Here is a 13461-nt window from a genome sequence, read left to right on the forward strand (position 1 = left end):
GCAGCATTGATGAGTTCCGTTTTGATATAACCGCCCTGTATAATGGTATTCCCGAGCATCGATTTTTCTACGCTATCCTCAAAAGCCAAAGTCCCTAAATCATCCTCCACGCTATCTTTTACTTGCTCTATTGCGGGGCTGTTAGGTGTGAATCTTACTTTAGCGTTGATTTCTATTTCATCCTGTTTTAGGTCTATCCAGTTAGCTCCATTAGTGGATGAAATTCTTCCAGTAGTAATTTCGCTTGGTGTTATCTGTGTGTAGCCGTAACTTGTCTTTATCCTCCTAACACCATTTATTAAAGAAGAAATACTACCCGCGAGAAAATAATAAAAAAGAGGGTCGCTATCAAACATTATCTTTTGCTCCGTTACTATAATAGTGGCATTTTCCCCTTTTTTATCCGCTTTGATGTAAATGAAATTAAATTTTTGACTAAATGCAGTGGTCGTATTCTCCGCGATATTCCAAGTTCTGGGGGCGCTTGGGTCTATCGTTAAATGTACAATTTGCCCTGTTGTATTGTGCAAATGAACATTATCCGTCGTAATACTTAGAGCTATATTTGGCAGTGAAAATTGTTGCATTCTGGCACCTACTGAAAGCATTCCAGTTTCAATGCTTAGAGGTTTTATTTTCTCCGTGTCAAAATACCCTTCGTTATCGAATACGTTATTTTTTAGCTCTTGAGCGTAAAGCCAAGAACGCCGAGCCATTTCAGCGTTGTATTTCTGCTCCTTTCTTATTGCGGTTTGTGCTTTTTCCTTCTCTATGTAATTCCTAACAATTTGCGTAATAGTTGCCTCTTCTGCTATTTCAAAATTAACATCGTAGGCATCGTTTATATTCCGGGTGATACTTACTACCCTTATATCAGCGTCAAGCCCAAAATCCACATCCTTAAACCTAACTGTATGCCCCAGCCTAAGGTTGAAATTTATATTTTTCAAATACAAGGGGTCGGGCGTTACATTATAGATAAATCTTTGCTTGCTATTTTTATCCAGATACTCTTGTGCAGCAGCTTTCAATTCTGCCTCCGCGTTATCTACGTAGGATTTGGGCATCATTATATCAACGATAATGTATTTATCTCCCACTTTTGGACGGAAGTGTTCACTAGGTATTTCAAAGCTCTTTTCGTCTTTGTTCTTTAACAGCGTGAATGTTTTAGTGGTACTATCAAAGCCGTATTCTTTTACCTCAAGAGTATAACCCGCAAGGTCTCCTGTTTGAAAGATAATCTTTGCAGATACGCCTGATTGCAAAATAGTAGTACCATACTCGTTGTAAGAATTTAAGTCAAAGTCTAAATCAGTATCAGAAAATCGGTAAGGGTTATCCGCATAGACTTGCGTTACTGTACCCACGCGTTTAGGATATATATCATCAAAGGTCTGCGTACGCTCTACAATGCCGTATATATCCGTATTTTTCTCAAGATAAGGTACGGGCATCCTTAGCTGCTTTTGTCCATTGCGGTAGTTCTTAGGAATATTCTTAGATGAACCTTGAGCATACAGACGAGTAACCAAACCACTCTCGGCGTAGGGGTTTCGGGTCAAGCTCTTTAAGCCTTTGGACTTTCCATACTCCAGCGTATATCCGGATGATTGTTTTCGTTCTTCCAAATGGATAGATTTGTCCGCATCAATCCAAAATTCCACCCCGAACTCGTCGGATATTCTTGTAAGTGCGGCTAAGCAGTTGTAATTACTAAAGTCCACTGTTTTGGTTTCTTCCGTCGCTACATTACCGACACTCCAGCCGCTCTGTGTTCTGTTAGCATTTGCTACTAACAGCTCTATCATTTTTCGGGCGGTAGCGGTAATAGAAAAGTCCGGCATGGTAAGCTCGTTGTTCTCGTCATAGAAAAAATACTGCACCTCCGCAAGGCGGTACTTTTCGCCGTTAAATGTTAAGTTATAAGCATACTCCCGAGTGCTTTTCTTGTCCACTACTGGCTCTTGAGCAATGTAGTAGGTTTTTCCGTAAACTTCTACACTATCTCCAATTCTGAACAATACAAATCTATTCAAAGTAAAACTCATCGTTAAGGTTTCCTCTCCGAATAACTTCTCCGTGAGGTTTCCTTTTGCTCTTACATTAGCGACTACACCATTATTTCTTTTAATTGAATACATCAGTATAATACCTTAAAGGTTAAATCAAATTTTACAAATACTTTCTCTGTGTTTTTAAGGCGTTTGAAGGTCTTTTTAAAATTTCCAGACTTCATATAGAAAACCTGATATGTTTTGTCATGGTCAAAGATATAGAGGGCTAACTGTCCCGCCTTTTTAAGCTCGTTAAAAAGAGCATTGGAATACTGCCAATACTGTGTGTTATCGTCTGCTAAAATTGCCATTTTAAGCGTTACTTCTTTGTCTTTGAATTTCGGATTATCAAGGTCGTACTGGCTTCCGTTTTCCTCTGCCCAATCATTCTCGTAGACGCTTTTTCTCTCCGGATAAGCAAGTAGCTCCTCTGTACCTGTCTGAATAACAGCACCTATATTACTTAACAAAACATTGTTTAATTTATCTTTAAAAACCATTCTATATTGTTTTCAATATTATTTTAATTGCTTACCGTGCTATGGCTTTAAAATCACCAACCGTAGGTTTAAAATCCTAAACCTTTAACATCGTTATCTTTCCCTTTTATCGCTTTTGCTACCGTTTCAATGCCCTCATTTATACTATGCAGTTTTTCTGTGTTTTCTGCCGTTTTCCTTGTATTCTTCTCTATCTCTACTTGTATTTGTATCATCTTAGACAGCTTTTCCATTCCGTTGGTATAGTTAGCTTTCATTAACTTAACTATATCCATTATGTAGAGTCTTACCCCTGCAATATGCCCTGAAAGAATATTAATGCTTTCTTGTGATGCACCTTTAATTGCTCCTTGTAAAGAGTTGGCGGACTGCTGCTCTCTAATCACATTAATGCCAGCTTGATTGAGCATATCCATTTTTTCTTTACTCTCTTTTACGATAGCCATATAGAGCTGGTTGAATTGCTCCCGCTCCTCTGTCGTTATCACGCCATCCTGCATCATTTCGGCGAGTGCTTCATGTAGTTTTTGTGTTTTTTCCTTGAATAAATCGGTTTCCAACCCTGCTAATACGGCATTTCTAAGGAAACCTTCTATATCATCCGCGAAGTCTGCAAAAGATTTCTTTCCGGAAGCTATTCCCTGTTTAATACTATCCGCAAGACTATCCGCTGTTGTACCTGTTATCGCTTCTCTAAGTTGTTTGTTTAGTTCTCTTTGTGCTGCTTCTATTGAGCCGTATTCGTCGCGCAATTTTTTCAGTTGCTCAAAGGCGGTCTTAGCATCCCCCGTTAGGGGTTTTTCAGCGTTTAGTTTTTCTAAGTCATCGAAAATTTTATCCGTTATCTCAACATCTTTGGCGTCAAAAACTTTATATTTAAAAGTTTGTTTAAAAATCTTCAATTCTTTCTCTTTCCATTCTCCTAAGCCTAAAAGCTCCGCTACTGTCTTTTTATCCTCTACTGCTTTGGTTTTTCGCCCTATACCTAAAACACCTCCATACCTCTTGGTATGCATTCCTACAGTCGTTTGAGACCTAAGTAACCTCTTAAATACTTCCTGCTGGTCTTTCATTATTTGTTCGGCGTTTTTTTTGTTTGCCTCTATTTCCTCTTTGATATTGGTTACCCTTGATTTATAAAGGTCATTGAGCTTTACCTCTTCAGCGATACGCTTCCGTAGCTCTCTATTATATTTGAGTTGAGATTGAAATATAGCATCGTGGTATTTTTTAATCTGCTCTTGTGCTTTTCTTTCGCTTTCTCGTGCTTTCGCCCCTATATTTAATATAGAGGAGATAGCTTTGATAGACTTCACAATACCTTCCACTGCTTGTCCGGAGGCAAAGGCTGCTGCTGCACCGGCGACATCACTGGCAATATTCAGTAATTCCCCCATTGTCTCTACCGTATCACTTAAGCCCTCATCGTACTCCTTTAACGCACCGCCAAGTTCACTGAAGGCACCACTTAACTGCCCCGCTACTTCCGATACCTTAGCGAATTTTTTCGCTAAGATATCCTTGAGCTTCATATTAACCTCATCGAGTTGTTTTATTTCATCGTCAGTATTTGCTATTCCTTTTTTCTTGTTTTCCGCAATACGTTTGACGATAGCAGCTTTCTCTTGCAGTAAAACTTTTTCCTCTACTCCTACATCGGTGGAAGCCCTTACTGCTTTGGCTTTCTTTAATTCGTTATTAATGAATTTTTTTTGCTCTTCATCTAAGCTGTTACCTGCTGTCTCCAGATACTCTTGTAACGAGGTTATTCTATTGTCAAGCTCTCTTTTGGTAATACCTATTAAGCTCGTAGAGAGCCTTTCCATTATCGTAGCACGGTCATAGGCTTCTGCATTTACAGCGTCTAACGCCGCCTTACGCTGAAATTCCAGCTCTGCAAGTTTTGCAGCCCTTATCTTTTCGTCTGCGATTTGAGATAGCAAAACTCTATCCCGTTGGTATTTCGCTTCTATTGCTTTTCTTTTCTCGTCAAAGGTTAAAAGCTCGGTGTATGCCTCTGCGTATTTTTTCTCTGCCTCTTTATTTTTCCCTTTGTCGTCCGACTTCTTTTCCTCTTGTAACTTTTTCAGCTTTTCCAGTTGCTCTGGAGATAAATCACCCGCTTTAGCTTTCAGTTTTTCTATCTCTCTGTTAAGCAGCTCTCCGTAGGTTTCGCTCTCGTTTAATAATATTTGATAGCGTTTTTGTGCTTCCTCTTTTCCTACTTTTGTTTTGAAAGCCTCATAAGCGGCGTAAAGCTCTTTTTTCTCTGCTAAATCTTTGAAAAAAGCCGTATTTTCTTGTTTTTCTTTTACACTTTGCTTCTCTCTGCTTTCCAAAGCATCTACACGCATAAGGTCAAAAGCTCCGAGCTTCGCTTTTTTCGCTTGCTCCCTTAGTTTAGAATATTTATCCTCTACATCCGCTATCTCTTTGTCGGTGGTGGTCATTCGAGCTTTTTGGTATTCTCGCTCTGCCTGCTCAATACTTTTCCGTGCTGTCTCTTTTTCTTTTGCTAATTGCTCTGCTAATTGTTTCGCTTTTTTGGCTGCCGCTTCTGCTTGTTGCCCTCTTTTCTCTGCTGCCTGTTTTGTGGCATCTTCTTGTTTTTTTTGCATACGAGCCTCAAAAACCGCTTTTTCTTGCAGTATTTCGGCGTATTTTTTAGCATCTCGTTTGTGTCTCTCAAGCCTCTTATCGAATAGCTCCATTTCATATTTGTAGGTATCCAACCCTCGAGCTTTCATTACTTCGAGTTTTTTACCGCGCTCTTCTATTTCGGTATCTAAGGCTTTGTTTTTCTTGTCGGTAGCATTGGCTTTTTTTTGTTCATTATATCCCTCTTTTGCGGCTTTTTTAACATTATTCATTGTATCCGTAGCCTCTTTTACCGCACCTTTCAAATCTAAGCTAAAGAGTTTTACAAGTGTCTTAAATACACTTTTCCATAGCTCTAAATACCCCCTCAAAAATCCCATTACGTAGGATTTAAGCTCATTTATTTTATCCCCGAACCCTTTAAGTGCTGGAAAAGAATTTTTAACGGAAGCCGTTACTTTGTCCCAATTAGCCACTAACGCTCCAAGTAGGAGTATTATCAGGCCTATTCCTGTGGATGCGAGAGCTATCCTGAAAATCTTTAACGCTCCGGTACTTGTACCTACTACAGTAGCGTAAAGTGCCTGTGCTGCCGTTTGGGATTTCGTTAGAATACTGTCGTTTCTTTTTAACTCTTGCTGTATTTGCTGCAAACCTTGTAATATAGATATTGCGGAAGTTACACGCATGATGCTCTTTTCCACCTCTTCATTTTCCGCCCCGAATAATGAGGCGGCTCCTTGTGCAATATTATATCCCGCAGCAATAGCTGAAGTAGCTCTCACCAGAGTATCTAAACTACTTGTAGAAGACGCAGAAGCGTTGATTTCTTGATTGGTTTTCTGAATAGCTGCCCTCACCTCTATAGCTCTATCTCTTAGCTTTGTGTATTGCTCCGAGTTTTGCTCTCCCGCTATGCGCAAACGAGCCATTGACTGCACTAAGTTCTCCAGTTCCGTTTGTAGGTTTACGGATTTTTCTTTGTTTTCTTTTAGTTTATTCCCAAACTCATCGAACCCCTCTTTGCCGGCATTCTTTAGTTTTTTAATGCTTTTTTCTAAGTTCTCTATATTTCTGTTGAGTATCTTTATTTTTTCAGGGTCAGTTTCGTTTTTTAGTTGGTCTTGAAACATCTTTAAGGCGTCCGTCATTTGGTCTATACTATCCCCTGTAGTATCATATAACGCAGGTGTACGCCCTAACATTTCATTAGCGGTGTCAATATCTTTTTGGAGGGCTTCGAATCCTTCCGTACCAGCATCCATAGCTCCCATTTTAGCGGAAACGAAATCTATCACCACCCCTAACTGCTCAAGTTCATCCTTAGCCTTGTTGATTTCCCCCGAAAGTACCTCCAGTTCTTCAGAGCTGGCAAAGTCGGGTGTAAATGTTTTATCGGAGATTTCATCAAGCAGTCGCCCTGCCTCTTTTAGTTTAGTGTTTGCGTTTTCGAGTTCCCGCTCATCTATTAAGGAGACTTTGTTGTTAGCGGTCTCTATGATTTTATTGATCGCCTGTTGGGCTTGGTTGATTTGGTATTTATAAACACCTATCTGTGTGGGGTCGAATGTTTCCGAAAGTTTCCCCCTTAAGTACTCTATAGTTTCAGAATGCCGTTGCAACGCTTTAGATTGAGCCTCTGTAAGTGAGGTATTTTTAGCTAATACCCCTGAAGCTAAAAGTTGAGAGTTTACATATTCAGTAAATTTTTTCTGGGCGTTATCTACGCTTTTCGTTTGCTCCTGTGCAGCTTTCATCATCTTTGAAAACTCCTCAAAGACGGCACTACTATTTATGGTGAAATCTATCTTTATAGGTTCTAAATCGCTCATCTCTATTCTATTTCTTCTACACCAAGCCAGTTGGCGAGTTCATTGATGTCTTTTAATTTTTGAGGCTCTTTCTTCCGGTATTGTACTTTCGGGGTATCTGTTATCATCATATTAAGCTCCGAAAAGGTACACCTTAGGACTTCTTTTTTGCTCATGTTCAGCTTATGGCAGCAGTAGCCTATAAACCCGAAAACGCTATGGAAGCTCTCGCTTATTAACTCGTTTTCTCCTCCGGACTCAGATTCATCGGTTTTGTTATCCTTACTTCCTGTATTAATCTGATAGTATTCGTAAAATCCTGAACCCCAGAAAAAGCTACCAAAAGGCTAAAAAGATAGCTCATTTCTTCTGTATTAATACTTCTCCTAAGCCACCCTGCCAGTCGCCTTGTTCGCCAGTTTATTTTTGTCTCATTGCGAACTGCCATAGCGATGATTTCAGAGATGCGAATACCTTTAGTCGCCAAGAGCTCTAATGCTTTTTGTATAGATATTTCATCCTCTTTTAGGAATACCCCTGTTTGCAAAAAAGCCTCAGAAATAGCAATTTGACTTTCTATACACGGCGTTTTAAGGGTGAACTTCACTGTTTTTCTGCCTAATATCCTAAGATAAAAAGGAGCGGGAAGGATGATTTCCACACCCCTTTTTAGTAGCGTTTTAGCGGCTTTCAGTTCCGTTAGTTGTTCCATTCTACTCTGGTTGCTTAATGCTAACTTTTGCAAGCGGTTTGAAAGTGATTTCCAGTAAGGCGAGCTCTTTCTTTTTCAGTTTAATGTTGAGTCTCGTAAACACTTGTACTTTTGGACATTTAATCAAATGTCCTGTATCCGCTTCGATCTGCAAGGCTTTGAAAATTGGAGTATTGCCCCCCTCTTTCCATTCATTATTTACAACAGTACCCCCTTTCAAAGACTTGATGAAATCAGCCGTATAATCATAAGTAGATACCTTTATCTCTCTTTTTCCCTTTTCTTGAAATACAATTATCGGGTCGTCGGACTGGTCACAAAGTTCTTCCGTTATTGAACCCTCTTCCTCCGTCATCTCGAAAGTATCTCTGTAAGTCTTGAATGCTGTTAATGCGTTATCTTGTGGCATTGTAGTTTCGTTTACTACTTCGCCTATCTTAATGGTTTTCAAACCATATAATGCTTTTTCTGCCATGATGTTTTATTTTTAAATTGTTTTTAATACTCTTTTAACTACTTTTTATTTTTTTGCTTGTTTCTTTATCTCCGGTATCATCACCGGTTTCTTCGTCATTAGTCTCGGCTTTAATCTCCGCAGTAGGTTTTGAGCGGATAAAATAGTGTACCTTTTTATCTTTCAGATATGCCGCTTGATTCTCAGCTTTGGTTTTTTCCGTAAATCCCTGCTTGTCCGCAGTCATATAGATTTCTTCGATTTCTGGATAGTTGTCGAAAATTTTTGCTGCCTCCTGCTCTAAAAGAACCATAATAGACGCCGCTTTGATTTGTTTCATGTTGCTCATTTAATTTGGTTTTAAAAATTTATTACATTATAGTTAACACCTACTCCGAATACCGGAGTGGCTTGTAAAATACCTTTATTTAAAGATAGTCCATATCCGGCACTTATACCTATTCCCCAGTGGCTTGGTGGTTGCCCTCTTATCCTATACGCGTTTAGTCCGTTGATTTTCACTCTCGGGTCATCAGAAAAAACATCTATATAGTAGCTTGTTCTTCCTAAAAGCCATTTTCGCTCCTTATATCGCGCTTCATTCAGCTTTATATTATAGCTAAAATTAACGCTATCCGTCTGCGGATAATATCTCAAGTCAAGGTATTTATCTTTATGATAAAGCACTTTGTCTCCGTTAGGCTGGATAAAGGATTGTAACTGTAATTTTGCCACTAATAGAGCGTTAATCTTAGAGACTTGGTCTATTTTCTCAATGGATATCTTGAGTGCCTTTTCTAAGCTATCTGCGTAAGCTTTTCCTATAGCTATTTTTTTCTCGTTTGTACTTGATACTATTTTCTCCCTGAAAACTACATGCTCTACGCTATCTCGGTAATAATGGTTTATAACTTCATTCTTTCCGGATTGCTCTATTAAAGTAGCTATCATCTTGCTCTGCTTACGTGTTTCTATCTCCTTCTTAAAAAGAAGATAAAAAGAAAAACCAAGCAACAACGCCAATGCAGTTATAAATATTTTACTTTTCATAATTTGTGTATATTTTATTTACAAGCGGTTTAGTAGCTTTTCTGATAAGGCTATCCTGTTTTTGCAGCTTTTGATTTTCAGACTTGTAAAAAATCATCGCTTCATAAAACTTTATCCTCTTGTTACGCTCCGATAATATCGTGTCGTAAAGCCTTGACACCCGTTTTTCGCAATCTTGACTATCGCTGTCTTCTTTGTGATAAAGAGCGGCTATCACGCTGGCAAATATGAGAAGCAAACCTATCAAAAGCCCTATAACTACCGCTTTCGGGTCTTTTCTTATATCCTCCTGGTCAAATGGTTGCGGTAGATTTTCCATACTTTTAGTTTAAAATTCTATTGATTTAAGCCATTGCTTTACATCAAAAGAGGGGCAGGCTTTGTGAACTCCGGCAAAATCCCTATGCCCTAAGATTTCAGCATTTGGAAATCTCTTTTTTAGCTCCCTTAGCAATTGAACCTGCGAGGCTTTCTGCGGCAGAGTTCTATTATCTTGAGGCTTTCCGGTTTTGTCTATCCCTCCGATGTATGAGATGTGAATACTATTTTGATTATACCCCTTGACGCCGTTAGCTATTTCCTCTATTGGTGTTAGATTTACAATCTCTCCGCACGGCTTAATGATATAATGGTAGCCATTATGCTTCCAGCCTAAATTGTTTTTCCAATACTTCTTGATAGTTTCTACTCTTGTTATTTGAGATGTAGCAGTACAATGTAGTACAATGTATTTTATGGTTCTCATGGTTATTAGTTTTTTTTAATGAGCGGGGCAAAAGCCCCGCTCATTTTAAGCATTAGCTTGCTTTAGTAGTGCTACACCTTCGTAGTTCTTTCTCTTTGCTCTACCTCCCATTCTTACAAGGAACGAGTAAATATCTCCGTAGTACTGAGGGTCTTTTTCTCTCTCGAAAGTTTCCAAGTTACCAAAGGCTTTTTCTACCATGTTTTCGTTCCAGAATATTCCAGCTTCGCTATCTGTAGCAGCAACTGTTGCTCCAAATGCTTTGATACTCTTATTATTATCTAAAACAAAAACACTTGAGCGGCTCATAATATTAAAGCCCTGCACTTTCATTATTACCCCATTTCTGCGTTCGTCTTCTGTTACACCTTGCATATAAGTAGCCACTACAGTGCTATCCGCAGGGAATAAGTCCATAAGTGCACTATCCGGAAGCAAGGCGTGCATTTTACCCTCTTGCCATGCCTTTTGTTGTCTGAGAAAATTCCTCATTCTTTGCAAGTCTGAAAGTGTCCATTTCTTGCGATTTCCGGTCGCCCCCGTTAAGGACGCTCTTGTACTCTCTCCTGTTGTTTCTAAAATATTACCCGTTGGCAATGCTCTATTGTCACCCACCGGAGATACTACCATGTTAGTAAGCATACCCTCCGCGATTTCTTCAGATAAATTCGCCACATCTTGGTCTAATACCGAGCGGCGTTTATCATAGGAGAGTTCTACGCTTTCAGCGTTAGAAATGTGCACTGGGTCAGTAGTGTATTCATCTATCTTGTAAAGTACCTCACCATCATTTCGTCTTTTCACTTCTGCGGGTAGCGTTGTTCTATTCTTCACCACCTTAGAAGGTTCGCCAGCCTGCGGTATATGTACGATAGTTCCGTTAATAATGTTGGATTCTGATACATTGGAAATAAATTTCAGAAAGGCATTATCCTTCAAAAGTTTTTCCTCTATCGTATCTTTCCAGATTTCAATTTGTAATCCCATGTTCTTTTGTTTTTTTTGTCGGTTATTTATTTTTTAAATTTTCTATCAAATCTCTCTCGGTAGTAGTCCGGAAACTCCATTTTCAACTTCGCCAAATGATTTCCTTTGTCAAGCTCTTCCCAGCTCATCTTATCATAAGCCGATAGCTGGCTCTCGTCGCTTTTCATTTGGTCTTTTACGGATTTTCTCGCCGGTAACGCTTTCAATAGTGTCATCGCTGCCTCGTGAGTCATTTCCAAGATAGGCGCTTTACCAGCCTCGTCAAGCCTGCCATCTTTTACTGCTTTCTCTATCTCGGCGGTTAATACCGCTTTCTTTCTATCCGTTTCTGCTTGCTCTAAAGCTGACACCTTCGCTTTCAGTTTCGCTTTTTCATTTTCAGAGGCTGTTAGTTTTGCCTCTATTTCTTTTACAGCTGTAATGAGTGCTGCCTCATCTGCATTTGCATCTAAATGCAAATAGATTGCTAATTGTTTCATAGATTTATTATTAAATGTATTAGTCGTTTTTACCGATAGGCATATTTCTTTTATTTGTTTTTCACTTAGTAGATTTCCTTTTTCATCATACAGTACAACAGCGGAAGCATTGGAAGGTACTCCACAAATGGAAACTTCTCGAAGTTCGCAAGCTGCTACAACAAGTTCTTCACCCTCAAATATCAAATCTTTCTCCTTAAACGCTATACCCATAGAACAAGCCTTTATAATACCCTTTTCTACTTTCCTCGCTACTTCTTTGCCGTTGGGGTCTTCCGTGTCAAATACTGGCGTGGCGGTAAGTAAGCTACCTTCTACTTGTATATCTTTCCAAATACCTAAGACATCCTTAGTATCATTGCTGTGGTTGTTTAAGCAGATGGGATTCTTCATAAACCTATTTAAGTTTATTCCAGATGTTTTCACTCTAAATCCATAGCTGTTTATTACGCTTTCGTCGTTTAATATGAATTTCATCTCCTTTGTTTTTCGGTGCAAATTTGCCCCTGAAAAATCACCCTAAAAAGCCGGCATTTTATGATGCCTCGATTTTCAGGGTATTATACCCCGATTTTCAGGGTATTATACTTTTCCAACTTCGGCAAATGCTCTCTTTGACTCAACTTTGCGAAGAAAAATAAAGGATATGGCAAAGAAAGGACGGCTTTCCAATAAAGAGCGAGAGCAAAAAAAAGAGTATGCAAAAATCATTTTTCTACAAGAAAAAAATATCACTATAAAAGACCTCGCTGAACGTGTAGGTGTTTCCGTTAATACCCTTTCCGAATGGATGAAAGTAGAGAAATGGGAGGGCTTGAAGCGTAACATCCTGCTCACAAGACAGGAGCAACTCGTGCAAATGCAGGATGAACTGGCGGAACTGAACGCCTTTATTCAAAGGAACGAAAAAGGGTATCGTTTTGCAGACTTTAAAACTGCGCAAATACGAAACCAACTTGTAAAAAATATTAAAGACCTGGAAACGAAGGCGCTTTTGCCGGAAATCATCAACGCCTTGACGCAATTCTTAGACTTCGTGCGCACGGAAAACCTCGAAGATGCCCAGCTGTTAGCGGACTATACGGATTCATTCATCAAATCAAAACTTTAAGACAATGCTTGCGACCAGAAGACTTACCCCCGAAGACCGCAAAGTCCTTGATTTTTGGCAGCAGTATTATATTAACTTACGTCAAAAGGCGAGCGTGGACTTATCCGAAAGCACAGCGGATATCGAACGTCGTAAAAAACGCTTAGAAGCCTACCCCGAAGAATGGTTTAAGTATTATTTTCATAAGTATTACAAATGCGAACCTGCCGAGTTTCACAAAGCCAGCACCGAAAGGATAATAAAAAATATAGAGTGGTACGAAGTTCGAGCATGGTCTCGAGAACTTGCTAAGTCTGCAAGAGCTATGATGGAGTTTACTTATCTGGCACTTACCGGAAAGAAAAAGTTTATCATCATCGCCTCCGCTACGAACGAATCCGCCGTTCGCCTTTTAAAGCCTTTTAAAAGTGCTTTTGAAAACAATTCGCGTATTATACACGACTACGGTGCACAACAAAATCACGGACACTGGAGGGATGACCAGTTTACAATCAAAAAAGGTACTATGTTCGTCGCTGTGGGAGCGGGAAACACACCGCGTGGAGCAAGAAATGAAGAAGTTCGTCCGGATGCTATTTTAGTCGATGACTTCGATACGGATGAAGACTGTCGTAACCCCGACATCGTCGATAAAAAGTGGGCGTGGTTTGAAAAAGCATTATATGCTACACGTTCGGTCTCCGAGCCACTAACAGTGCTATTCAATGGAAATATTATTGCAGACTATTGTTGTATCAAAAAAGCTATTGAAAGAGCGGACCATGCTGATATTATAAACATTAGAGATAAAAACGAAAAGTCTACCTGGCCGGCTAAAAACAGCGAGGAGCATATAAATAGGGTACTTTCTAAAATCTCCACCCAAGCAATACAGGGGGAATATTTTAATAATCCGGTCAGTATAGGAAAAGTCTTTAAATCACTGAAATACGCTAAATTACAAGACTTAAAAAAATA

Annotated in this window: 13 protein-coding genes and 1 pseudogene; 2 read left to right on the forward strand and 12 right to left on the reverse strand. The window is 39.4% G+C overall.

All coding sequences use genetic code 11. The features are described from left to right. From BLS89_RS09860 to BLS89_RS09910, 12 genes are all read right to left on the reverse strand, one after another. Positions 1-2144: phage tail protein (locus tag BLS89_RS09860; protein ID WP_143017767.1), on the reverse strand; the 2144-nt coding region annotated here is incomplete at its 3' end. Then, entirely contained in the window at positions 2144-2557 is a 414-nt protein-coding gene (locus BLS89_RS10770) for a hypothetical protein (protein WP_092737988.1), read from the reverse strand. The genes BLS89_RS09860 and BLS89_RS10770, both read right to left, overlap by 1 nt. A 68-nt stretch (positions 2558-2625) precedes the next feature. Further along, complete coding sequence (locus tag BLS89_RS09870) at positions 2626-6987, reverse strand: hypothetical protein (RefSeq protein ID WP_092737990.1); 4362 nt, start codon at positions 6985-6987, stop codon at positions 2626-2628. A 2-nt stretch (positions 6988-6989) separates the two neighbouring features. Beyond that, positions 6990-7142 carry a hypothetical protein gene (locus BLS89_RS10775; protein WP_176763303.1) on the reverse strand — a complete coding sequence of 51 codons (153 nt, stop codon included), beginning with the start codon at positions 7140-7142 and terminating at the stop codon, positions 6990-6992. 59 nt (positions 7143-7201) lie between these two features. Continuing rightward, positions 7202-7678 (reverse strand): hypothetical protein, encoded by a 477-nt coding sequence (locus tag BLS89_RS09875; RefSeq protein WP_092737992.1) that lies wholly within the window; start codon positions 7676-7678, stop codon positions 7202-7204. A 1-nt stretch (position 7679) separates the two neighbouring features. After that, the gene (locus BLS89_RS09880; RefSeq protein ID WP_092737994.1) at positions 7680-8153 is read right to left on the reverse strand and encodes a hypothetical protein; all 474 of its coding nucleotides are present in this window, start codon (positions 8151-8153) and stop codon (positions 7680-7682) included. Between the two features lie 34 nt (positions 8154-8187). After that, positions 8188-8472, reverse strand: coding sequence for a hypothetical protein (locus BLS89_RS09885; protein WP_092737996.1), 285 nt, complete (start codon positions 8470-8472; stop codon positions 8188-8190). Between the two features lie 20 nt (positions 8473-8492). Next, entirely contained in the window at positions 8493-9182 is a 690-nt protein-coding gene (locus BLS89_RS09890; protein WP_092737998.1) for a DUF6808 domain-containing protein, read from the reverse strand. Then, positions 9172-9501, reverse strand: coding sequence for a hypothetical protein (locus BLS89_RS09895; RefSeq protein ID WP_092738000.1), 330 nt, complete (start codon positions 9499-9501; stop codon positions 9172-9174). Before BLS89_RS09895 ends, BLS89_RS09890 begins: the two co-directional genes overlap by 11 nt. Before the next feature lie 9 nt (positions 9502-9510). Next, positions 9511-9927, reverse strand: a complete 417-nt coding sequence (locus BLS89_RS09900; protein ID WP_092738002.1) for an N-acetylmuramoyl-L-alanine amidase — start codon at positions 9925-9927, stop codon at positions 9511-9513. Between the two features lie 45 nt (positions 9928-9972). After that, entirely contained in the window at positions 9973-10914 is a 942-nt protein-coding gene (locus tag BLS89_RS09905; RefSeq protein ID WP_092738004.1) for a hypothetical protein, read from the reverse strand. Positions 10915-10940: 26 nt separating this feature from the next. Continuing rightward, complete coding sequence (locus BLS89_RS09910) at positions 10941-11870, reverse strand: HK97 family phage prohead protease (protein ID WP_092738006.1); 930 nt, start codon at positions 11868-11870, stop codon at positions 10941-10943. Positions 11871-12039: 169 nt separating this feature from the next. On the opposite strand from BLS89_RS09910, the gene BLS89_RS09915 reads away from it, so the two are divergent. After that, positions 12040-12504, forward strand: a complete 465-nt coding sequence (locus tag BLS89_RS09915) for a helix-turn-helix domain-containing protein (RefSeq protein ID WP_092738008.1) — start codon at positions 12040-12042, stop codon at positions 12502-12504. Positions 12505-12508: 4 nt separating this feature from the next. Further along, positions 12509-13461: pseudogene (locus tag BLS89_RS09920) on the forward strand (hypothetical protein); the annotation flags it as partial.

Origin of the sequence: Riemerella columbipharyngis (assembly GCF_900101995.1) — a bacterium.
GTDB classification, from domain to species: Bacteria; Bacteroidota; Bacteroidia; order Flavobacteriales; family Weeksellaceae; genus Riemerella; species Riemerella columbipharyngis.

What these genes read in the sequence shown, in the direction of transcription:
- BLS89_RS10770 (WP_092737988.1), bottom strand. Translation starts at nt 2,557, where the DNA reads ATGGTTTTTAAAGATAAATTAAACAATGTTTTGTTAAGTAATATAGGT.
- BLS89_RS09870 (WP_092737990.1), bottom strand. Translation starts at nt 6,987, where the DNA reads ATGAGCGATTTAGAACCTATAAAGATAGATTTCACCATAAATAGTAGT.
- BLS89_RS10775 (WP_176763303.1), bottom strand. Translation starts at nt 7,142, where the DNA reads ATGAGCAAAAAAGAAGTCCTAAGGTGTACCTTTTCGGAGCTTAATATG.
- BLS89_RS09875 (WP_092737992.1), bottom strand. Translation starts at nt 7,678, where the DNA reads ATGGAACAACTAACGGAACTGAAAGCCGCTAAAACGCTACTAAAAAGG.
- BLS89_RS09880 (WP_092737994.1), bottom strand. Translation starts at nt 8,153, where the DNA reads ATGGCAGAAAAAGCATTATATGGTTTGAAAACCATTAAGATAGGCGAA.
- BLS89_RS09885 (WP_092737996.1), bottom strand. Translation starts at nt 8,472, where the DNA reads ATGAAACAAATCAAAGCGGCGTCTATTATGGTTCTTTTAGAGCAGGAG.
- BLS89_RS09890 (WP_092737998.1), bottom strand. Translation starts at nt 9,182, where the DNA reads ATGAAAAGTAAAATATTTATAACTGCATTGGCGTTGTTGCTTGGTTTT.
- BLS89_RS09895 (WP_092738000.1), bottom strand. Translation starts at nt 9,501, where the DNA reads ATGGAAAATCTACCGCAACCATTTGACCAGGAGGATATAAGAAAAGAC.
- BLS89_RS09900 (WP_092738002.1), bottom strand. Translation starts at nt 9,927, where the DNA reads ATGAGAACCATAAAATACATTGTACTACATTGTACTGCTACATCTCAA.
- BLS89_RS09905 (WP_092738004.1), bottom strand. Translation starts at nt 10,914, where the DNA reads ATGGGATTACAAATTGAAATCTGGAAAGATACGATAGAGGAAAAACTT.
- BLS89_RS09910 (WP_092738006.1), bottom strand. Translation starts at nt 11,870, where the DNA reads ATGAAATTCATATTAAACGACGAAAGCGTAATAAACAGCTATGGATTT.
- BLS89_RS09915 (WP_092738008.1), top strand. Translation starts at nt 12,040, where the DNA reads ATGGCAAAGAAAGGACGGCTTTCCAATAAAGAGCGAGAGCAAAAAAAA.